The 22213-nt window shown below is 43.6% G+C and carries 15 protein-coding genes; 3 read left to right on the top strand and 12 right to left on the bottom strand.

The annotated features are described in order from the left end of the window. Nucleotides 1–61 precede the first annotated feature (61 nt). From BLS59_RS07745 to BLS59_RS07715, 7 genes are all read right to left on the bottom strand, one after another. Complete coding sequence (locus BLS59_RS07745; RefSeq protein ID WP_091147173.1) at nucleotides 62–1363, bottom strand: sensor histidine kinase; 1302 nt, start codon at nucleotides 1361–1363, stop codon at nucleotides 62–64. After that, entirely contained in the window at nucleotides 1347–2720 is a 1374-nt protein-coding gene (locus BLS59_RS07740; RefSeq protein ID WP_091147170.1) for a sigma-54-dependent transcriptional regulator, read from the bottom strand. The genes BLS59_RS07745 and BLS59_RS07740 overlap by 17 nt, the downstream gene beginning before the upstream one ends. A 24-nt stretch (nucleotides 2721–2744) precedes the next feature. After that, nucleotides 2745–3935: an ABC transporter permease gene (locus BLS59_RS07735; protein ID WP_091147168.1), complete on the bottom strand. Its 1191-nt coding sequence runs from the start codon at nucleotides 3933–3935 to the stop codon at nucleotides 2745–2747. Nucleotides 3936–3962: 27 nt separating this feature from the next. Continuing rightward, nucleotides 3963–5195: an ABC transporter permease gene (locus BLS59_RS07730; RefSeq protein ID WP_091147166.1), complete on the bottom strand. Its 1233-nt coding sequence runs from the start codon at nucleotides 5193–5195 to the stop codon at nucleotides 3963–3965. Nucleotides 5196–5220: 25 nt separating this feature from the next. After that, entirely contained in the window at nucleotides 5221–5886 is a 666-nt protein-coding gene (locus BLS59_RS07725; RefSeq protein ID WP_091147161.1) for an ABC transporter ATP-binding protein, read from the bottom strand. A gap of 202 nt (nucleotides 5887–6088) precedes the next feature. Then, nucleotides 6089–7546, bottom strand: coding sequence for a TolC family protein (locus BLS59_RS07720; RefSeq protein WP_091147157.1), 1458 nt, complete (start codon nucleotides 7544–7546; stop codon nucleotides 6089–6091). A 48-nt stretch (nucleotides 7547–7594) separates the two neighbouring features. Further along, nucleotides 7595–8839 (bottom strand): efflux RND transporter periplasmic adaptor subunit, encoded by a 1245-nt coding sequence (locus tag BLS59_RS07715; protein ID WP_091147153.1) that lies wholly within the window; start codon nucleotides 8837–8839, stop codon nucleotides 7595–7597. 385 nt (nucleotides 8840–9224) lie between these two features. Here BLS59_RS07715 and BLS59_RS07710 point away from each other — a divergent pair, with 385 nt between their 5' ends. Together BLS59_RS07710 and BLS59_RS07705 are read left to right on the top strand one after the other, a co-directional pair. Beyond that, nucleotides 9225–9812, top strand: coding sequence for a Crp/Fnr family transcriptional regulator (locus BLS59_RS07710; protein WP_240315171.1), 588 nt, complete (start codon nucleotides 9225–9227; stop codon nucleotides 9810–9812). 87 nt (nucleotides 9813–9899) lie between these two features. Continuing rightward, nucleotides 9900–10337 carry a carboxymuconolactone decarboxylase family protein gene (locus BLS59_RS07705; RefSeq protein ID WP_091147150.1) on the top strand — a complete coding sequence of 146 codons (438 nt, stop codon included), beginning with the start codon at nucleotides 9900–9902 and terminating at the stop codon, nucleotides 10335–10337. A 385-nt stretch (nucleotides 10338–10722) separates the two neighbouring features. Here the strand turns inward: BLS59_RS07705 and BLS59_RS07700 are convergent, their stop codons facing one another. Beyond that, nucleotides 10723–13293 (bottom strand): phosphoenolpyruvate carboxylase, encoded by a 2571-nt coding sequence (locus tag BLS59_RS07700; protein WP_091147146.1) that lies wholly within the window; start codon nucleotides 13291–13293, stop codon nucleotides 10723–10725. A gap of 353 nt (nucleotides 13294–13646) precedes the next feature. Here BLS59_RS07700 and BLS59_RS07695 point away from each other — a divergent pair, with 353 nt between their 5' ends. Continuing rightward, complete coding sequence (locus tag BLS59_RS07695) at nucleotides 13647–15785, top strand: FUSC family membrane protein (RefSeq protein WP_091147142.1); 2139 nt, start codon at nucleotides 13647–13649, stop codon at nucleotides 15783–15785. Between the two features lie 17 nt (nucleotides 15786–15802). Here BLS59_RS07695 and BLS59_RS07690 read toward each other — a convergent pair whose 3' ends face one another. The 4 genes from BLS59_RS07690 to BLS59_RS07675 form a co-directional block, all read right to left on the bottom strand. Then, entirely contained in the window at nucleotides 15803–16063 is a 261-nt protein-coding gene (locus tag BLS59_RS07690) for a hypothetical protein (RefSeq protein WP_091147139.1), read from the bottom strand. Between the two features lie 347 nt (nucleotides 16064–16410). After that, nucleotides 16411–17856, bottom strand: coding sequence for a RagB/SusD family nutrient uptake outer membrane protein (locus tag BLS59_RS07685; RefSeq protein ID WP_091147135.1), 1446 nt, complete (start codon nucleotides 17854–17856; stop codon nucleotides 16411–16413). 23 nt (nucleotides 17857–17879) lie between these two features. Continuing rightward, nucleotides 17880–20930: a SusC/RagA family TonB-linked outer membrane protein gene (locus BLS59_RS07680; RefSeq protein ID WP_162842580.1), complete on the bottom strand. Its 3051-nt coding sequence runs from the start codon at nucleotides 20928–20930 to the stop codon at nucleotides 17880–17882. Between the two features lie 414 nt (nucleotides 20931–21344). Further along, complete coding sequence (locus tag BLS59_RS07675) at nucleotides 21345–22211, bottom strand: helix-turn-helix transcriptional regulator (RefSeq protein ID WP_091147129.1); 867 nt, start codon at nucleotides 22209–22211, stop codon at nucleotides 21345–21347. Between the last annotated feature and the right edge of the window lie 2 nt (nucleotides 22212–22213).

Genomic DNA, 22213 nt, shown 5'->3' with positions numbered 1-22213 from the left:
CTTTTAAACACCTGCGTGATGAGAGACGCAATTATGCGTCTCTACAGAGAAGATTCACTTACTACCCAAACAACACCGCAAATTCTGTTTGGCCTTCGGCAACTGTTTTGAGGCTAAATTCAAAGCTGTGGTTTAACAGAATCTCGCGAACGAGAGTGAGCCCTATGCCTTGCCCATCTTTCTTGGTGCTGAAAAATGGCGAGAACAGGTTGGCATTTTGCTCGGGCGTAATGCCTTTGCCGCTATCTGTGATAATGAGCTTTTTTTCGCGGGGGATAATGGTAAATTTTACCGTACCGCCGTCGGCAATGGCTTCTATGGCGTTTTTTACAATATTAATAAGTGCCTGCTCCAATTGTTGCTCGTCAGCCTTTATTTTAATGGCAGCCTCGGGCAGGTTAAATTCAAATTTCACGTTCTTTTCCTCTGCCTTGATGGCCATTAACGTAGCAACCGAGGTGATGGTATTTTGTAGTACAATGGGTTGTTTATTTACCGGCGGCAGTTTAACCAGATCGGCAAAGTTACGCATGAACAGGTTGAGGTTTTGGTTCCTGTCCATTGCTATCTGCAGGGCATCTTTTAAAACATCGTGTTCATGACTGGCCCAAAGATCATCGGTTTTCATGGCCGATTGCATGATGGAATTTACCGGACCAATGGTATTATTTACCTCGTGTGCCATCATTCTTATCACCTTGCCGTATACCTTTTTCTCGGCTGCCAGGATCTCGGCGGTAAGGTCTTCTATCATAATAAAATGCCGCGAGAAGCCCCTATCAACAAAGTGGGATTTTTGCAGTTTAAACGAACTTACCCCATCGAGTTTTACCACGGCCGTTTCGCCCGATTTTAAAACCCTTATCTGTTCAATAAGCGGGTGCCGTAATTCATAAATGGAATTGCCTTTCAGCTGTTCTTCGGTAATGGCCAGCAATTGCAGCGCTTTGGGATTTACCTGCTGTATACGATCGTCAAAATCAAGGATGATGATACCCGTTGGCGAGGTATGGATAAGTTTTTCCAGGAAAAAGTGCTGCTGCTCCTGCCGGGTGCGTTCGGTTCTTAGTTCGTCCATCATTTGGTTATAAACATCAATCAGCGCATCAATCTCATGCTTGCCCGTGGGTAAAAACTTAACGTTAAAATCCTTGTCCTTTATGGCATCAACGCCTTGCATCAGCAATTTTAAGGGGTTTATTAACTGCCGATACAACTGCACAGCCACCACTACCGAAATAATGACAAACACCTCAGACGCTATGAAATAAACTTTGTTCTCCTTAAAAATATAGTAGGTGAGCACCAGGGTAAGCAGGTGCAGTATTACAACAAATAAAACATATTTAGTCCTCAGTTTCATCGTATGGGATCTGGTACTTATCAAGCCGCCGGTATAGCGCGCTGCGGGTAAGGCCAAGCGCGGCGGCGGCCCTGCTTATTTTATTTTTATGATGATCCATTGCGCGCTTTATCATTTCTACCTCCACCTCTTCCAGCGTTAAAGTACCCACGCCGGGCAGCTGCATATTACCTTTTTTAACCGGCGATAGCTCCAATTGCGACCGGAAATCATCAATGCCCAGTTCATCGTTTTTGCTTACTAATATAGATCGTTCCACCAGGTTTTTTAACTGCCTTATGTTACCGGGCAGTGGTAATTGCTGCAGCCATTTCATACCGGCCGGAGCTACGGATAATTTTGGCCGGTTATAAATTTCCTTTAAGTTATTGATAAAAAAATCTACCAGCAAAGGGATATCCTTCGGCCTGTCACGCAGGGCGGGCAGGTATACGGTTATGAGGTTGATGCGATACAGCAGATCTTCCCGGAAGGTGCCACGGCTAACCATTTCGTTGAGGTTTTTGTTGGTGGCGCAAACTACGCGTACATCAACTGTTTTTGTGCGACTGCTGCCCAGCACCTCGTAGGTCCTATCCTGCAAAACACGCAGCAGTTTTACCTGGCTGCTGGCATCCAGATCGCCTATTTCATCTAAAAAAATGGTGCCTTTGTTTGACATTTCAAAGCGCCCCATCCTATCAAACCTCGCATCGGTAAAAGCCCCACGGATGTGGCCAAACATTTCGCTCTCAAATAACGAGGTAGAAATGCCGCCCAAATTAACCTTGATAAACGGCTTATTGCGGCGCAGGCTGTTCTGATGAATGGCCTCGGCAATAAGTTCCTTACCCGTACCGCTTTCGCCCATAATTAATATGGATGCATCGGTGGTGGCTACACGGCCAATGGTTTCCAGGATGTTCAGCATTTTGGCGTCTTCGCCAATAATGTGCTGAAAATTGTAGGTTTTATCCAGCTGTTTACGGGTACGGTGCTCGGTTTTTTTATCCTGCAGATCAAGCAGTGTTTTTACCGATTGGATAAGGTGCTCATTATTCCAGGGTTTGTTGATAAAATCATTGGCACCCAGTTTCATACCTTTTACAGCCAGCTCAATACTGCCCCAGCCGGTAATTAATATCACCGGCGTGGCAATGTTGTGCTGTTTTATTTTCTCCAGCAGGTCCATCCCCTCTTTGCCTGAGGTATCGATAGAAAAATTAAGGTCGAGGATAATAAGCTCGGGATTATTTTTCTTTACGATCTTGAGCGCCTCGCCGGGATTTTCTGTAGATACAGCGTCGTAACTCTCGCTTTTAAGCAACAGCATAAGCGAGGTACGTACCGCCAGATCATCGTCAATAACCAATATCATATTTGCAGGTTAATATCGTAATTATTATTCTTCGTGTAAAGCCACCGCCGGATAAATAGCCGCTGCTTGTTTGCCGGGGTACAAAGAACATAAAAATACCAGCAGATAAATGAATATTATTGAAAGTAATATAGCCGTTAAATAAATCCCGGCCGGCATATCAAACACATTTAACAACGGAAATTGTATGGCGAAGAAGGTACCGATAATTAACGACAACGTAGCCAGGATCATGGACTCAGTAATGAGCTGGTTTGATACCGAACTACCTGTAGCCCCTACCGCCCTGCGCAGTCCAATTTCGCCGCGGCGTTTGTTTATGTTGTACCATAATACGCCAAACAAGCCCAGCGCCACGTTAATTACCAAAAAACCGCCCACTGTTAACAATACAATCATGGGCACCAGCGTAAAGTAATTAACCTCGGTGCGTTTGTTTACCATGTGTTCAATCTCCACGTTCGAATCCTTCATGTAATTGGCCAGCAGTTTATACAGCCGGGCCTCAAACGCGGCATTTGCTTTTGTTGGCGATACCTTTATCATGATTTTACCAAGCCAATGGTATGATCCTGTATCTGCCAGGTTATATAACGCTATCGCCGGTTTGGCATAATCGCCTCCCAATTTAAGGCTTTGTATTACGCCTATCACTTTAACCTTGTCTTTGCCCTTATCGCCACGGTCGAGGATTTTTCCGGTACCTGGTTCTGCGCCAAACAACTTCTCCTTCAGATCGCTGTTTATTAAAACCGGTTTGTATTTTGATACAACATCGCTTTTTTCAAACCACCTGCCCTCCAGCAATTTTACGTTTAGCGTGTTTTTATAATTAGCATCAACGGTAAACCAGTTAACGCCATCTGTTTCAACTTTTTTGTAGGTGACGCCTTCTGTCCAGTGGTTTGATGAAAAGGGAATATTATCGCTGCAAAAACTAATGTCGTTAACCTCGGGCATGGCGGTTATATTTTTGCGCATGGTTTGGTAATAGGCGTTTACCGAATCGGTATTTTTTGTTTTGAGGGAGTTATTATAGCTTACTACCCATACGTCCTTATAATCAAAACCCATGGGCTTTTTATAATTCTGATAATAGAATACCAGCAGGGTAAACACAGCAAAGAGCACAAGGAAGGAGAAAAACATCTCAGACATCAATAAAAAGTTCTGCTTCTTTTTATTCCAGATGAGTTTAAATAAATGCTTAAACATAATATCTTGATTTAAATAGATTTATAATTATTGCGACTTTAAAGCCGTTACCACATTCAGTTTAGACATGCGCCAGGCCGGGTAAACGCCCGATAGCAAACCAAATATTAAACACACCAGCAACCCAATGGCCAATACCGTAAAATTGATAGACAATACCAGGTTGGGGATAAGGTTAAGGCTGTTCAAAAAATGGAGGGCGATGATTGACAATATCACCCCAATAAACCCACCCAACAAAGTGAGGATAATATTTTCGACAATGAACTGGTAAACCAGCGTACGTGATGATGCCCCGAATGCCTTGCGAACCCCAATTTCTGACGAGCGCTCCATAATACGGGTAATATTAATATTTACCAGGTTTAGTGTTGGCAGCAACATCACCAGCAACGTAAATATGCCTATTATGGATAGCACCAGCATTACCCCAGATCGTTTTTCGTCGCCGGTATCAACATAGCTTACAATGTAGGGATCGGCATGGCAGTAGATCTTTTTATAATCCTTGCTTTCCATAGGCAGCCTGCGGACCATAGCATTAAACTCGCTTTGCATCCGGCTTACATCGCCTGTTGATTTTGCCAGCAACACACCAAAAAAGCCGCCCCGGTAACCTTTATCCTTCCTAAAATCGGTTTTAGCAACGGTATAGGGCAGATAAATATCACTAAACAGCATATAGCTGGTAATGGGCACGTTTTTAACAACGCCGGTTACCCTGTACTTTACGTTATCAGCTTCGATATATTTGCCTACCACTGATGGGATATCGCCAAAGTACTGGTTCTTCATATCTTCAGATATCACGGCAACCTTATCGGCATTATCAATTTGCTGTTTATTAAAAGCCTTGCCCTCTATAAAATCATACTCCATTACATCCCAGTAGGCAGCATTGGTGTACTTGTAGCTAACGGCAATCTTTTTATTGTTTACATAGGTATTGGTACCGCTAAAGCCCGAGGATATGGCAAGTGCAGCTGGTATTTTTAAACTGCCCACAAAGTGATCCAGGAAGTAAAAGGACACCGGGCCCGAGCTGGTGCCATCCTGCTGCATAACCTCCGTCATTCGGGAAATATATAAGGAGCGGTCGCGTTTGCGGTCGGGATAGCTGTCGCCAACTACCTTATCAATAAAGGCGGTAAGCACCAGTAAAATGGTAAGCGTAAAACTTATGCCAAACAGGCTTATAAAGGTGAAGAACTTTCTGCGCCTTAATACCGCTATGGCTATTTTAAAATAATTTTTTAGCATGATATTTAATCTTTTAGCGGTTTAATTACTGTACCTGCGAACCATCAAATAAACGCACCAGCCGGTGGGTTTTATGGGCCATATTCTCATCGTGCGTAACCATTACTATGGTGGTGCCCTCGTTACGGTTAAGGTTAATGAGGATATCCATAATTTCGTTACCCATGGCACTGTCCAGGTTACCGGTAGGCTCATCAGCCAGGATAATATCGGGCTTGCCCACAATGGCTCTCGCTATGGCAACACGTTGCCTTTGCCCGCCCGAAAGCTGGGTAGGAAAATGCTTGATCCTGTTGGAAAGACCAACTTTTTCCAGCGCTTCGGTAGCCAGCATACGGCGTTCCTTGGCGGTGGTATCGCGGTATAGCAAGGGCAGTTCTACATTATCCAATACCTGCAGATCATTGATAAGGTGATAGCTTTGGAAGATAAAGCCCAGCGTTTTATTACGAAATTGCGCCAGTTGTTTATCGCTCAGGTTATCGGTCTTTTTATCGGCAATCTGAATCATGCCCCGTGATGGCGCATCAAGCAGGCCCATAATATTAAGCAGGGTACTTTTGCCGCAGCCCGACGGGCCCATAATGGATAAAAATTCGCCCTTGGCAACATCAAGCGTTACGCTGTTTAAGGCCAGTGTTTCTATAGTGTCTGTACGGTACACTTTTTCGATATTTTGTAAACGGATCATATGTTTAGTTTTGAATTATTGATTTAGTGAATTGGTGATTTATCTATTTAGTGATTATTTAAAACTTTGCTTATCAAAGTCCTCTCCTTTGGAGAGGATTTAGGTGAGGCTTTTATTTAGTGAATTATTGATTATTTAAAACTTTGCTTATCAAAGTCCTCTCCTTTGGAGAGGATTTAGGTGAGGCTTTTTAATTTTGAATTTACTTATAAGTGATTTTGCTGTTTGTTTCGAAATCATATAACGACAGGTAGCGCAGCTGGTAGTAGGCGCCCCAGAAATCGCGGAGCGAAGCTACATAATCACGCTTGGCCTGGTCGTTTTCGCGGAAAGCAATGCCGAGGTCGGTGATGCTCAGGTCGCCAAGTACATAGCGCTCGCGGGCAATCTGGTATTTTTCGGATGCGATGCTGTCGGCTTTAGCGGTATATACCAATTGCTCCTTCATTACATTAAAAAGCGATACCTGGGTAACTATTTGCTGTTTAAACGTTTGCTTATCCTGCTCTACTGCGTACTCGGTAAATTGCTGGTTGGCCTGCGCCGTTTTGGTACGTGATTTTGAACGCCCCCAATCCAATATCGGTACCGATAGCTCCACCTGCAACACCTGTTGGTTTTGCGGATTTTTATAAACACCCGGAATACTGGTTGCTGTATTGGAGTAACCCAGGTTTGCATTAATAGAAGCCGTTAAACCGCTTTGCCCCTTTGCCTTGGCTACATCACGCTGCGCCTCGGCAACACGGCGCAAAAATGCAATAGCGTCTGACCGGTTGGCGAAGGCCTCGGCCAGTACCTTGTCTGACGATACGGTCATCTGGCTGATGTTTTCGGGCACCACCAGCACAATCTTGTTATCGTCTTCCTGGCCGGTATAACTGCGCAGGTTTAGGGTAGCAATCTCCATATCGCGTTTGGCTGTGCCAACAGCCTTTTGCGCATTGATCTGCTCCAGCTGCAATTGCAAGATCTCATTTTTTGATACCTTACCCAACTCAAACTTGGTATTGGCAATATTCATGATCTTTTGCGTGTTGGCATAATTGGTTTCGGCAATTTTAAGGTTAACCTGGGCCAGCAGCAGGTCAAAGAAAAATCCTTCAACATCAATGGCGATCTTTTCCTGCGCCTCAATATAAGCCTGTTTGCTTTCGTTGTATTTTAAAGGCTCGATGCGTTTGTCCCACTTTAAGCTGTTAAACTGAAACAGCGGCTGGGTATAGCCAATACCGTACGGGATGCCATTGTACAAAATAGTATGCCTGTCGAAATCATCAAAACGCTGCAGCTGCGTAGTCCCGTAAATTGTCCCCCCGGTAGCCGTAATACTCTGACTAAAGTTAAGCGCCAGCGACGAGTTATCGTTATGAACAGGCTGAAACTGGATGGTACCATCGGGCTGCTGCACTTGGGTAAATGTTTTGGTATACCCTGGTAATATCCCGCTCAGTGCCAGCTGCGGCTGATAGTTTGATTTGTAGGTGCGGTACTCCCAATACTTGGTTTCGCGCACCGTGGCAGCCTGCTTGGCCGCTATGGAATTGGCTTTGGCCATCTCTACCACCTGCTGCAGCGTAAGCCGCAGAGTATCGCCCCCGCTGCTGGCAAACGCGCTTACGTTAATGGTTAATAATAAGATGATGTATAAAAATTTCATTTCAGTTCCTTTAAAGTCCTCTATTTTGCAGAGGGTTGGGTAAGCCGATTAATTAACCGTTACTTCCTTTGAGTTTTTATATTCGCTCATGTCTGATGTTATTACCACATCGCCGGGTTTAACGCCGTCCTGTATCTCCACGTAATCAAAATTGGTAAGACCGATGTGCACGGTGCGTTTCTCGGCCTTACCTCCGTTAAGCACAAAAATATCTTGCAGGGTGGGGCCTTTAAATGCAGGTCCGTTGGCTACCCGCATTACCTTATTGTGCGTGGCCGTTATCAGGAATACATCAACTTTCATGTTAGGTCGCAGCTGCTTATTGGCCCTGTCATCCAACTGAATGTCAAAAGAAATGGTACTGTTTTGCACAGCCGGCGATACATTGGTTACATGGCCGCGTAGTTGGGTATCATTAATACGGATGATAACCGGGATGCCCGCATGCAGATCGTCCATTGAGTTATCAGATATACTGCCTGATACCTTAAAGCTGCCCAGATCGGCAATACGGGCAAGGGTTTCGCCCTCGTGAATAGTGGCACCGATGTTTTTATTTACATAGGTGATAACGCCTGCACGGGTAGCCAACACATTGGCCAGTTTAAGTTTGCGCTGCAATTCGTTAAGATCATTCACCTGGATAGCCGCGGCTATCTCGGCCTCTTTGATCTCTATCTGCATGGTTTTTTGCTTGTTTTTAATCTCGTTTTCCAGCTGTTTCTTCTCTAATTGGGCTACTTTCAGGTTCAATTCGGCTTGTTCAATACCTTCGCGGGTACCGCCGCCTGCTTTAAAGAGGCGCTTGGCGCTTTCAACGGCATCGGCCAGGTTGCTGATGCGCAGCTGTTTAATATCATTGTTACTTTGGATATCATAAAAACTTTTACCCAGATCAAGCTTTAATTTACTGATTTCGTTGCGCTTAGATTCCAGCGTAAAATTCAGTTTCTCAAACTCGGTTTGCGTGGCCGACTTATCCAGCGTTAATATCGATTGCCCCGGCTTTACTTTATTCCCGGCATCCATAACGGCACTTTTTATAGAGGCATTTATAGGACTGGTGATGATCTCTTCAAACTCGGGCAAAACTTCGCCGGTAGCATTTATGGTATTTTCTATATTCCCGGTTTCAACAACGGCGGTGGTAACCTCTGATCTTTTTACCGATGATTTAATCGCCCCCCTTAACATCAGCACCGCAACAAGCAAAACCGCGATAGTGATGATAACTACTACCACTCCTTTCTTCCTTTTTTGCGATGATACTTCGAGCGTAATTTCTTTGTCCATTTTAGCACATTTTGCTTAGGGTTTTGCAATAGGTGTACCAATATCAAAATATTTATAATCAATTATTTATGATTTTATTATTTTAGAAAAGTGATCGATATCGGACAGATTTTATGATAATGGACAAGGGAGAATTACATTGTCATTGTGGCTATTCGACTCACCCGACATCGCTGCGCTTGTCACCCTCTCTACGGCTTTGCCGTAAAGAGGGGTAGCCTACCTTACTTCCCCTCTTTCCACCGCAGGTGAAGAGAGGGTGGTCCAGCGAAGCGTAGACCGGGTGAGTTGTAGCCTTGGTAAGTTTACACTACGCCCTTTCAAAATCCATCAAATCCATTAATCCGCTTAACCCCGGTTCAGACAAAATCTGTAAATTGCATCAATGCAAACATTCACCATGCCATTGCCACTTACAGACCATATCAAAAAATTCGTTGACTTATCTGCCGCCGATGTAGACGTTATCAACGCGGCTGTATCGGTAAAAACCCTGAAAAAGAAAACTTTTTTGCTGGAGCCCGACCATGTTTGTAAAGAGCTGTATTTTGTAAGCAAGGGCTGCCTGCGCCTGTATTTCATCAACAAAAAGCTAAACGAGCAGATAACCCAATTTGCGATAGAGAACTGGTGGATAACCGATCATGACAGCCTGGAAAGCGGCAAGCCATCCAAATATGCCATCCAGGCGGTTGAAAATTCGGAAGTTATCAGCATTACAAAAACCAAACTTGAAGAACTTTTTATAGCTGTGCCGCAATTGGAACGTTACTTTAGAATTGTGCAATTAAGGGCTTTTACTGCCGCCCAAAAACGTATTGAGTTTATTTACAGCATGACCGAGGAAGAGCGCTACTGGCATTTCAGCAGCCTATTCCCCGGCTTTTTACAGCGCGTACCGCAATATATGCTGGCATCATACCTGGGGTTTACGCCGCAGTTTATGAGCAAAATACGCGCGAAAAAAACTTAACCGCTCCTGTGTTTTCTTAATCGTGATTCATTTTTTTGGCCTTGGTTTACCCCCATCTTTGTGTTATCAAAACAAAAGATAAAGAAAATGGAAACCAGAATTAGCATCACCAAATTAGAACCCGAAGCATTAAAAGTTATGTTAGGGTTAGATCATTACATTGCCAGCAGCAGCTTAACAAAAACCCACCGCGAGTTAATAAAGATCCGCGCATCGCAGGTAAATGGCTGTGCCTACTGTATTGATATGCACACCAAAGATGCCCGCAAAGCCGGCGAAACCGAGCAACGTATTTACGCCCTTAACGCCTGGCGCGAAACTCCTTTTTTCACCGAGGAAGAACAGGTGATACTGGCCTTAACCGAAGAAGTTACCCTGATACAAAACCATGTATCAAACGAAACCTACGCCAAAGCTGCCAGTTTGTTTGATGAGCACTACCTTGCTCAAATAATGATGGCTATTATCAATATAAACGCCTGGAACAGGATAGGCATTGCTACGGGAATGCAGCCGGCGCTGTAAAGATGTGCGCATTTTAAATTTCAAATGTGCAGATGTTGCAGTGAGGTTAATTTCATATGTTTAAAACCCTCAATACGACTTTTGTCATTGCGAGCGATAACGTGGCAATCTCGTCTGAAGGTTCGTCCGCCCGTCCTGTGGGATTGCTTCGTTACAGCAATGACAAGTTTATATATACATAAAGGGTCTGTCATCCTGAGCCTGTCGAAGGATAGCGGGTAAAGGCCTTCACACACGAGTCTTCGACAGGCTCAGACTGACAGCCCCCCACTTAAAAACAAAATACGTTTGGATATAAACAAAAAAAGGGATTAACTAAACCTGTTACAGCTTCAGTTAATCCCTTTTTAAGCCCTCCCCTTCAGGGGAGGGTTGGGTGGGGCTTTTACGCCAAATTCCTGCCGGCGTTCACTATACCGTAAACGGTACGGATAACCAGCTTGTCGTATATTTCAATCAGCTCGGCGTCCTGGCTGTTGTTGAGGCATTGCAGGGCGTAGTGCTGAATAATTACCAGCGGCAGTACAATTTTTTCGCGAATGGCGATAGAGCGGCGTTCAACCGGGTATTCTTCCATTAGTACAGCACTGCCGGTTAGCTCCAGCAGCATGGTGCGGGTAAGCTCAAATTCGTTTTTCAGCATCTTCCAGAAATCACCGAATTTTTCGTCTTTTTCCAGATAAGCGGTAACCCTGAAATCCGATTTCGACATCGACATCATACAGTTATCCAGCATGGTTTTAAAGAAACCCGATGTTTGGTAAAGCTCCTGGATCTCGGCCCAGTTGCCCTCATCCTTCATTAGTTTTAATGCCGTGCCAACGCCGTAAAAACCAGGGATGCTTTGTTTAAGCTGGCTCCAAGAGGTTACAAAGCTAATGGCACGCAGATCTTCCAGTTTAAGTGGTGCACCTGCATTACGTTTGGTTGGCCTGCTACTGATGTTAATACGCGACAATAATTTAAGCGGACTGAATTTTTCCAGGTACTCCACAAATAACGGGTGCGCACGAAGCGCTAAAAACAGCTTGTGGCTTACTTCGGCCATTTCTGAGATCAGCTTTTTATGCCTGTTATCCAGCAAATCGTTACGGTTAGGGTGTAATGACGATATGATACCGGCATTAATCAGCTGCTCCATATTAAAACGGGCAGTTTCTACCGAGCCGTATTGCGAGCTTACGGTTTGACCCTGTATAGTTAGTTGGATATGCTCATTGGCTATCTCGTTACCCATTGAGGCATAAAAACGGTGGGTTTTACCGCCGCCGCGTGCCGGTGGGCCTCCCCTGCCATCAAAAAACGCCAGGCTTACGCCGTATTTGCGGGCCATGGCAGTAAGTTCAACCTTAGCTTTGTATATCGACCAATTGGCCATCAGATAACCACCATCTTTGGTACTATCTGAGAAACCCAGCATAATGGTTTGCCTGTTGCCGCGTAGTTTAAGGTGTTCGGCGTAGTATGGGTGAGTATATAACTGCTCCATGATCTCGCCGGCACGGGTTAGGTCATTCACGGTTTCAAACAATGGCATAAAATCAACACTCAGGCTTTCTTTTTTCCAGCCGCTCCATAAAAACAGGTCGATAAGCTGCAAAATATCAGATGCGCGCTGGCAATTGCTGATGATAAAACGCTGGCAGGCCTTTTCGCCATTGCTATGCTGAATTTGCTTCATCAGACGAATGGTATCCAGCGTATCGCTGGTCATATCGTCTGCATCATCCGGGCGTTTAAAGTCAACCTCGTTAAAGGCTATATTTTTTAGTTTATCTGTTTCTTCGGTATCATTATAACCTGCGGGGATGCCGGTTTCGGTACGCTCGGTTACGTAGTCAAACACACTGCGCAAAATGCGGCTGTCCTGCCGTATATCCAGCGTGGCAAAGTAGCAGCCAAACAGGCGCACCTTTTGCATCAGGTCTTCCACAATATCAACAAACAAACTATCATGGTCGGTAATTATAGTTTGTTTAACAGTTTGCAGCAGGCTCAGTAATTCGGCCTGGATATCTTTCGGATCGCCATGTTCATTGGCATTTTTGTAGATGAGTTTCTCCAGCTTGGCCATTGGTTTTTCAACCCCACGGAAAGTGATACGGCGTTTAAGGTTCCTGAAATCGCGGTAATAACAACGGAATAAACGCTGCCTTAAATAGCTGGCCACCGCTTTTGTTGATTCGGTGGTTACGTTGGGGTTTCCGTCCCTGTCGCCGCCCGGCCAAAAGCCCATTTCAAGGAGTTGACTGCTGGCATCAATGTCAAATTCTTCCTCCAGCTTGGCCTGTATGCCCGATACGGCGTAGTAAAATATATTTTCCAAAAACCACGAAAGGCTAATGGCCTCATCAACCGGTGTTGGCGATGTTTTGTTAAAGAAAGGTGTTTTACCCAATTGCTGCAGTAGTACATCAATACTGGTAATATCGTTAACCTTTACAGCTTCGATAAGATCTGTCATGATGCCCAGTACGGTGCCTGGGTAAAATTGGGTTGGATGCGCGGTAAGCACCAGCCTCAACGAAAAATCCTTTAGTTTCTCGCTGATGTTTTTGCGGGTTTCATCGCTTATGGCAGCTTGTTGCAGCAGGCTTTGCAGCGTGCCCGAATCATCAAACTTACCCAGTTTATTAAACGATGAATCTTCAATAGCATCAAATAATACCACCTGCCGCTCAATGTACTGAATAAACCTGAACATGCGGTTTATCTGCTCCCGGTGATCAATATCCGGTACGTACTTCTTAAAAAAGGTTTCAATAATATCTGTTGGCGAAGCATTCATGGCCGCTCCCTTTTCGCAATGCGAACTAAAGAAAGGCAACAAAATACCCGTATCTTTTACCTGGTAAAACGGCAGTGTTTGAAATAAACTGTTATACAACTCAAAACGGGTTACAACTTCGCTATTAAAAGTTGTTTCTCTTTGACTGAGTTTTAAATTTAACGACATGGTGGTACAAATAAGTTGAAGGTTAAATTGATGGGCACGCAAAAGATACAATACCGGGGGTGAATTTAAATATCTTAAATTAATTTTCAGCAAAAAGTAAATAATTTATAACAGTTATATGGTATTAATGCCATATTCATTAAAATAAGCCTAAATAATTTAATTTTTGTAAATTTGAACACCCAATTAAGGCCCATAAATTATATTTAGTAAAAAACCATAAATAGCTAAATTGTTTATAATTGCTTTAATAGGTTTAACATACAAAAACACCGATGGAACCATCATGGGCAACAGGCAATAAATAATTGCTCATGATAGCATCATCGCTTTAAAAAAAACAAACAATATTGATGAAAATTAACACCAGGGAGATCAACAGCTTTTTTTATAGCCAGTATTTTTCTGATGGCTTGCGCATATCTGCAGGGATACTGCTGCCCTCGCTGCTGCTAATGGAGTTTAACAAGTTTGACTTGGGCCTTACCCTGTCGCTTGGTGCACTTTGCATTTGTGTTATAGATAACCCGGGGCCGGTATTACATAAGCGCAATGCCATGGCCATTGGCAACCTTTGCCTTTTTATTGTAGCGGTTGTTACCAGTTTTGCACGCTTGAATGTATTTACGCTTGGGCTGGAGATCACGGTATTTTCCTTCCTGTTCAGCATGTTTATTGTGTATGGCAACAGGGCGGCATCAATTGGTACGTCATCACTGCTTATTATGATCTTCATGATGGACAAGGCTACGCCGCCATCTGAAGTGCTGGTGTACAGCCTGCAAATTTTAGCAGGTGGTATATGGTATATGCTATTTAGCCTGGTATTTTTCGGCATTCGCCCCTACCGCGCGGCGCAGCAAACACTGGGTGAAAACGTGGCCGATATTGCCCGTTTCCTTCGGATAAAGGCCGATTTTTATGTTGCCGAAACCAATATAGACGATAATTACCGCAAGCTGGTATCGCAGCAGATACAGGTAAGCCAGCACCAGGATGCCGTACGCGAGCTGCTGTTTAAAAGCCGCATAATGGTGCGCGAATCAACTGCGGCCAGCAGGATATTGGTACTCACCTTTGTTGACTTGGTGGATATGTATGAGCAAATAATGATAACTCATTATGATTACAGCGAAATACGCGAAAAATTCATGAGTACAGGCGTGCTGACCGAAATTGCCCGCATCCTGCACCACATGGCCGATGAACTCGACGATATTGCCTATCTGGTGTTATCAAACACCCGGCACCGTCATTTGATGGATTTTAATACCGAACTGGAAAAGCTGAAATTGAAGATTGATGCTATAGGCAATCAAAATGAAAGCAGCAATATGGTGCTTAAAAAGATCCTCATTAACCTGCGCAACCTGGGCGAAAGCATCACCAATGTTTATAACTACTATAACCGTAAAGGCGTGCAAAAATCAACCGAGCTGCGCGGTGATGTGGAGTATACGCAATTTGTAACCCACCAGGATTACGCGCCGCACATCTTTTTTGATAACCTTACCTTTGGCTCCAGCACTTTTAAACATGCTTTGCGGGTATCTTTGGTTTGCCTTATAGGTTTTACAACCGCCAAATTTATTGCATTGGGCCACCACAGTTATTGGGTACTATTGACCATTATTGTGATTCTTAAACCGGGCTTTAGCCTCTCTAAACAGCGAAATTACCAAAGGCTTATAGGCACCATAGGCGGCGGGGCAATTGGTATTTTAATATTAAACTTTATACCTGATACTACCGCGCAATTCATTTTTCTGATGGTGTTTATGATAGGTGCCTATAGCTTTCAGCGGTTAAATTACGTAGTAAGCGTAATTTTCATGACGCCTTATGTGCTTATCCTTTTTAAATTTCTGGGCGTGGGCTTATTAAACGTAGCGCAGGAACGTATTGTGGATACGGTTATAGGATCATCGATAGCATTTATAGCCAGCTACATTATTTTCCCTACATGGGAGTTTGAGCAAATTGAACAAACCCTGCGCGAAGTAATTGTGGCCAACATTAACTACCTGCTTACCATTGCCGATAATATATCAGCCAAAGTAACCAGTTTAACTTCCTATAAACTGGCCCGTAAAGAGGTTTATGTAAAATCGGCCAACTTATCGGCCACGTTTGAAAGGATGACATCTGAGCCTAAAAGCAAACAGCGTAATGTAAAGGATGTGCATAAGTTTGTGGTGCTTAACCACATCTTATCATCATACATAGCCACCATAGCATCCGGCTTAACGCAAAATGAAACCCAGCGCCCCCACCCCGAAGCTCTTAAACTCATTAAACGCAGTATAGCCGTACTTAACGAAAGCAATAAAAAGCTGCATGGCGCAAATATTGAGTTTAACGTTGGCAAAACCTCTAACGATACCGAAAAAACCGAACCATCTGCCGTTGATACCCTGCTGAAAGAGCAGTTGGGCTTTATCAACAAAATAAGCTACGATATAGCCAAGATCACCGATAATATTTTGCAATAGACTGGCTGTTAATAACTTCAGGCCAGCGGATTCCAGGAAACTATAGCCTGAAACGTGCAGCTTGCCATTTGTAAAAGCATCCCCATAGCCGGATTTGCAGTTTCTGCATTATCGCCTCCATTTTTGACTACCGGTTTTGAACACTTGTCTTTGCAGCATTTTGCTGTGCAATGTCTGGAGATGGTATTTCTTGACTGATTATCGTTGAGAGGTTTGTTTAGGTAAAGCGAGCTTAGGTATAATCCGCCGGTTACGGCCAGAATAGTAAATGTTTTCATTGGTTAATAGATTTACAAATAATGACGGAGGAAAAACACAAACGTTACACACGTTTTAAAAAAGGTGATTTTCGCATATTTTGAACACGGATAAATCCCGCTTTAAAAACCAGCGCACAAAAAAAAGTCAGTAGCCTCGCGTTACTGACTTTTTTAATTAACTATTAACTGACCAAATAATTAACAAATATCTGGTTGATGCAAACATAAACCGTTACCCAAAATCATTATGTGTGAAAATCACCCTTTATTACAGTGTGCATAAAACGGATAATGTTAACAAACAGCAAGGGCCGTTTAAACTAAAAACGGCCCTTGCTGCATTTGCAAATGCTTATTATCCTCGTTTAATAATCGTTTTGTTTGATATTTTTATTGGCATTTGTTTCGGCCAGTGGTATTGGCAGCTCAAACAATTTGCTGTTTGCAGGCACTGTTTTTACCGAAGCCGCAATACCAGATCCATCCGCCTTATCGCCAAATGACGACCGTTGAACAGGCAGGTTCAAGCGTTTGATATCGAAAAACCTTGCGCCTTCAAAAGCAAGTTCAAGCCTGCGCTGCAGTTGTATGGCGTTATACAAAGCCTGTCCGGTTTCGGCGCCGGGTGTGTCATCGCTGTAGCGGTTTGCGCGAAGTGTATTTAAATCGGCAAGGGCATCGGCCGGTTTTGTAAGGTTGTAATAAGCCTCGGCACGGTTAAGGTATACCTCGCCCATCCTTATCACTTTAAAATCAACCACGTTGGCTGCACCTGCCGCCCGACCGAAATACTTTTTAATGTAATTGTATTTAACCGTATTTAACACAGTTTGCCCAATGTATGACCTTTTACGTGTATCCGTAGTGGTATACAATAGTGTTAAAGCATAATCGGGACTGTACTCCGCTTTTACACCAGCCGGACTTGCCTGCTCGTAGCCTACGCCAATTTGCACATTATCACCATCCAGTATTTTTACTTTGAACAGTACATCCCGCTCCGAGGCATCCAGCCAGATCTTTGGAAACTCAACCGTATCTGCCAGTTTATTAGCATCGGGCGCGGTGTTGATAGCCGATGTAGCTGCATCAACCACTTTTTGCCATTGGCCCATGTACAAGTACACTCTTGATAGCAGCCCCTCAACAGCCGCTTTATCCATACGGCCAACGCCATTATCGGCACCAATAAGTGTGGCTGCTTTTTCAAAATCGGCCACAACAAGATCATAACATTTTTTATCAGGATCTCTTGCAGGTAATGCATTTGGATCTGTAGAGGTTACGTAAGGCACCCCAAGATCAGCATCCGTTGCCGACGTGTATGATTTGGCATAGGTTCTCAGCAAATCGAAATGTGCCAATGCCCTAACGGCCAAAGCTTCGCCCTGTATGTTGTTTTTAAAGTCGCCTGCACCTAAATGATCAATGTTAGCGAGGATGAAATTAGCGCGCAGAATAACGGCATAAGCATTTCCCCACAAGTCCCAGGTATTGTTGGGCTGGTATTTGAAATCAAAAAACGTTTGCTGCGATTTACGGCCCTGCTGGTTAAGGATAAGGTTATCGGCCAAAATATCTGGCGTGCTGGCCATAGCGCCGCCATCCTGACCGCCATAGTACACCGCAAAATTGGTAGTACTGCGGTACGCCGCGTAGGCTCCTCTTAAAGCATTGCTAAAATCATCGGGGGTTTTAAAAGCGTCTTCGCTGTTTACGGCGTTATAAGGGTTTTGCGTAAGCTCCTTTTTACAACTGCTTATACCCAAACCCAGCAATGCAATTGATGCGTATATATATATCTTTTTCATTTCTGTTTCTGTATTAATGGTTATTAAAAGGTTACGTCGACACCAAATGTAAGCTGGCGTGTGTTTGGATAGCTAAATAAAGTTGCCTGCCCTGGTATAGTGGTGGCAAAACTTTCTGCGCTGCCAATACCCACCTCAGGATCGCCAAAGAAATGATTGGGGTTAATGGTAAGCAGGTTTTCGCCGGTAATAAATACCCTCAATCCCTGTACATGCACTTTTTGGGTTATATTTTTTGGTATGGTGTAAGCCAGCGTAACGTTCTTTAACCTTATGTATGATGCTTTTTGCAGATACAGGTCGGTATCATAAGTAGTAGCGTTGGCATCGGGCTTAGGCAGTACGTTTTTATCGCCTGGTTTTTTCCAGTAGTTTAACGCATCAGTCGCCTGCGCTGTGTAAACACCACCGCCCCATGATACTAAGGTTTCTTTATTGTAGTTAAACACGTAGTTACCCAGCGTATAGGTAAAATCGCCGGATAGCTCAATGCCCTTGTAGCTTAAATTAGTACCAAAACCACCAAAGAATTTAGGATTAGGACTTTTATCTTTAAGTATTACGGCATCATCACTTGAATATTCCTCGGTTATTTTGCCGGTTTTATCATAGTACTGCGCTGCGCCTGTAGCCGAATTTACACCTGCATACCTTACCAGTTTAAAGGTATTTATAGGATAACCCGGTTTTACAACGCCAAGGCCATTCAAATCGTCAATTTCTGTTGAGCCGTTGTAAAGTTCGGTAACATTGTTTTTGTTGTAGTTGATGTTACCGTAAACATTCCATTTGAAGCCTTTATACCTAACTACATCAACGCTTAAAGCCATGTCGATACCCTTGTTGGTCATCGCGCCTACATTCCGCACTACGTTTGTAAAGCCCGTGGTTTGCGATAGGGGAACATTAAACAGTAAAGCGGTGGTATTTTCGTTATAATAATCAAAAGCACCGGTGATTCTGCCGTCAAACAGTTCAAAGTCGACACCAATATCACGCTTCAGCTTCTTTTCCCAGGTCAGATCGGAATTGGGTACCTGCGAAGGCACTGCCGTAAGCTGGTTATTATATTTACCATACCTGAACAAGCCTAACGACTGGTAGTTACCAATACCACTAAAGTTACCCGCGCTACCTATTGATCCGCGTAATTTCAATACGTTGATCCAGCTGATCCCTTTCAGAAAATCTTCCTGGTTTAGCAGCCACGAAGCACTTGCCGAGTAAAAATTACCATATTTATTATCGGCCCCAAACCTTGATGAACCATCCCGGCGGTAGCTGCCCGTTACGTAATACTTTTCCTTATAATTATAATCCAGTTCGCCCAATAACGATGCTATTGTCCATACAGCTTTTGAAGTGCTATTGGTACCATCATTGGCCGCGCCATTATCCTGCGTACCCAGATCGCCGGAGGCAAAACCCTTTTTACTCAGGCTATAGCTGCTAAACTGATCTTTTTGAAACTCCTGTACAGCAAGTGCGCTAAAGTGATGATCTTCACCAACGCTAAACTTATATATCGCTTTGTTTACCCAATCGTAACTAAACTCTGTCGATCCATTGTCTGTTTTTTCGCCGGGTGCGGTTGGGTCGGCAATGTAGCCGTCAAGTATTGATCCGGGTTTTACAAAGTAATCGCGCTTGTAATCATTATAGGTCATACCAAACTGGCTGGATACGTTTAATCCCTTTATAGGATGCAGATCAAGCGTGGTGGTATTGTAACCATCCAGATATTTCTGATTTTCGGGATTATTTTTAAGCGCCTCAATAACGTTTAACGATTGGCTGGTTATGTTATACGAACCATCTTTGTTAAAAATAGGCTCATATGGGTTATAGCTATACATGGCAACAAAGGGGTTTTGCGCATTATAAATATCGCGCAGCTCATTTGTGCTTCTTTGGCCAAGGCTTAAATTATTGCTGATACTGAACCAGGGTTTTACTTCGGTACTTAAATTGATCTTACCGGTATAACGGTTAAGATCTGACCCGATGGTGATACCTGCCTGATCATATTTCTGGAACGAAACATAATAGTTGGTTTTCTTTTCGTGCCCGCTAATGGTTACCTGGTGCTGCATAATACGGCCGCTGCGCAAAATATCATCCATCCAATTGTGTGATTGTTTGATGAGCGCATTCCAGCCGGCTTGCCTTTGGGCGCTGGTAATGTCAAACAGGGTTTTATCACCCAGGCCATTATTGCTCAGGTAAAGTGTAAAATCGGGGTTTTCATAACCAAGATCGTACTCGTACTTTAACTTTTGAGCAGGCGACATCAGCGTAAAGTTATCGGCCAGTTTTTTATTGGTACCATACTGAAAACTGTAAGTAACACGGCTTTCAGATTCGGAACCGTTTTTTGTGGTTATTAAAACCACACCATTTGAGCCACGCGCACCGTATAATGATACCGATGCCGCATCTTTTAAAACGGTAATGTTCTTTATATCATTCGCGTTTAGGGTAGTGTAAAACTGCGGAGCCACATCATCGGGTACCTGCACACCATCTACCACCAATAATGGCTGCTGACCGGCATTTACCGACCCTGTACCGCGGATGCGGATATAAGCGTTGGCGCCGGGGCGGCCATTTTCTGTAGTTACCTGTACGCCTGCCGCTTTACCTTGTAAAAGGTTATCTATGCTGGGTACCGGCTTATCGGCTATTTCTTTACCGCTAACTACCGATAGTGATGACGATACCGATGTTTTCACTTTGGTTTGATAACCGGTAACCACCACTTCTGTAAGTTGTTTGTCATCCTGAGTCAGCGCCACATCTATTTGTGTTTTGCTGCCGATAACAACCTCACTATTTATAAAACCGATATAGGAGAATATCAGTGTTGTAGCATTAGCCGGAATATTGATGGTGTAGATCCCGTTAATATCTGTTTGAGTACCGCCGGTACTTCCCTTAATCCTCACGCTAACGCCAGGAAGCGTTTGCCCGTCATTCGCACCAGTTACTTTACCGGTAATTTTCCTGTCCTGGGCAAATACGTTGCTAATGGCAAATAACCCGAAGAGAAAAAGAATAAGTAATTTTTTCTGCATTGTGTTGTGTATAAATTGTTTTGAAAAGATGATCATGGCAGCTGCGCCATGAAATTGATTTGGTTCTGATTTACCGGGGGATATGGAGTACAGGTAGTACTTTGTAACTAAGTATGATACGCGCCAAAATGATAAGGGGTGGCAGTCAACGCTGTATCTGTAGGTATTTGTTTTCTCCCGGATAATAATGAGCCAATTGGCTACGTGGGTGGTGTAATAGGCATGTGCATGTTTTTAATAGTTAATTAAATAAATACCCTTTACAGGCAATATTTTATATGTAACACAATATTAACACATGCTATTTTCGCCGGATGTGCGATAATCACCATTTTAATGACTTTGACATATCCCAGCTTCGGCACAAATTTTAGTTGACCAAAGGATGATAAAACAACGGCAGGGATTGCCGCATCAGGCTGTTTGGCGGTATTTTAAAGGTGTAATTTTATAATGCGTTTTAAACAGCCTTATAAATGAGCTTGGGCATTCAAAGCCTATAAGGTTAACCACCTCGTTAATGGGGTATTTTGTACTTTTTAACAGCAGTTGTGCCCGTTGCAGCCGTAATTGTATTAAAAACTGGTGCGGAGTTTGGTTAAATGCCTGTTTAAAGGTGCGCAGTAAATGATTAACCGAAAGGCAGGCATGGTCGGCCAGGTCATCCAGGCTTATGTTTTGGTTAAAGTTGCTGTACAGGTATTCCTTTGCCATATTAAGCCTGCGTAAAATTTCAAGCCGGGTACCTTTGTTTAAAAAGCCCAGCTTATCAACCTTGGTTAAAACCTCTTCGTTATAAATGCTGTAATAGTTAATAAGGCAATGGTGCAGGTATTCGTTTATCAGCATCTCGTCCTGTATACCATTATCAAGGTGGTGTTTCAGGTGATGCACATTATACCTTATATCGCCGCGAAAGGGGTAAATGGTTTCGTTATATTCCTGGTCGGGCTTTGCAGCTGTGCCTTGCCGGGCCAGCAGCTTACTATCCTTCATGGTAATACAATCCCTGAAATCCTGCAAAAACTGCCTGTCGAAATTGATATGGAAAGATTGAACCGGTTCGCTTGAATCTGTATCGCTTGAGTATTGGGTGCCGCTATTGAGCAACAAAAATGAATCGGGGTAAATAGACAGGTTTCTGTGACCTATATCATAACGCTCGTTGCCGCTTAAAACAAAACGCATACTAAAATCTGCCGCATGCTGCTGACTTTGCCGCTGGCTGCCGGTGCGGCTATATATTTTATTGTTGTTACGTAAGGTTTTTGAATAGTCCATCG

This window comes from Mucilaginibacter pineti, assembly GCF_900101875.1.
Lineage (GTDB): Bacteria > Bacteroidota > Bacteroidia > Sphingobacteriales > Sphingobacteriaceae > Mucilaginibacter > Mucilaginibacter pineti.
The sequence above is the reverse complement of the archived record's forward strand: the minus strand, read 5'-3'. Positions and strand labels throughout refer to the sequence as shown.

Excerpts from the sequence above, each read along its gene's own strand:
- BLS59_RS07695 (WP_091147142.1), top strand. The coding sequence starts at position 13,647 with ATGAAAATTAACACCAGGGAGATCAACAGCTTTTTTTATAGCCAGTAT.
- BLS59_RS07685 (WP_091147135.1), bottom strand. The coding sequence starts at position 17,856 with ATGAAAAAGATATATATATACGCATCAATTGCATTGCTGGGTTTGGGT.
- BLS59_RS07705 (WP_091147150.1), top strand. The coding sequence starts at position 9,900 with ATGGAAACCAGAATTAGCATCACCAAATTAGAACCCGAAGCATTAAAA.
- BLS59_RS07675 (WP_091147129.1), bottom strand. The coding sequence starts at position 22,211 with ATGGACTATTCAAAAACCTTACGTAACAACAATAAAATATATAGCCGC.
- BLS59_RS07690 (WP_091147139.1), bottom strand. The coding sequence starts at position 16,063 with ATGAAAACATTTACTATTCTGGCCGTAACCGGCGGATTATACCTAAGC.
- BLS59_RS07745 (WP_091147173.1), bottom strand. The coding sequence starts at position 1,363 with ATGAAACTGAGGACTAAATATGTTTTATTTGTTGTAATACTGCACCTG.
- BLS59_RS07740 (WP_091147170.1), bottom strand. The coding sequence starts at position 2,720 with ATGATATTGGTTATTGACGATGATCTGGCGGTACGTACCTCGCTTATG.
- BLS59_RS07680 (WP_162842580.1), bottom strand. The coding sequence starts at position 20,930 with ATGCAGAAAAAATTACTTATTCTTTTTCTCTTCGGGTTATTTGCCATT.
- BLS59_RS07730 (WP_091147166.1), bottom strand. The coding sequence starts at position 5,195 with ATGCTAAAAAATTATTTTAAAATAGCCATAGCGGTATTAAGGCGCAGA.
- BLS59_RS07700 (WP_091147146.1), bottom strand. The coding sequence starts at position 13,293 with ATGTCGTTAAATTTAAAACTCAGTCAAAGAGAAACAACTTTTAATAGC.
- BLS59_RS07715 (WP_091147153.1), bottom strand. The coding sequence starts at position 8,839 with ATGGACAAAGAAATTACGCTCGAAGTATCATCGCAAAAAAGGAAGAAA.
- BLS59_RS07725 (WP_091147161.1), bottom strand. The coding sequence starts at position 5,886 with ATGATCCGTTTACAAAATATCGAAAAAGTGTACCGTACAGACACTATA.
- BLS59_RS07720 (WP_091147157.1), bottom strand. The coding sequence starts at position 7,546 with ATGAAATTTTTATACATCATCTTATTATTAACCATTAACGTAAGCGCG.
- BLS59_RS07710 (WP_240315171.1), top strand. The coding sequence starts at position 9,225 with ATGCAAACATTCACCATGCCATTGCCACTTACAGACCATATCAAAAAA.
- BLS59_RS07735 (WP_091147168.1), bottom strand. The coding sequence starts at position 3,935 with ATGTTTAAGCATTTATTTAAACTCATCTGGAATAAAAAGAAGCAGAAC.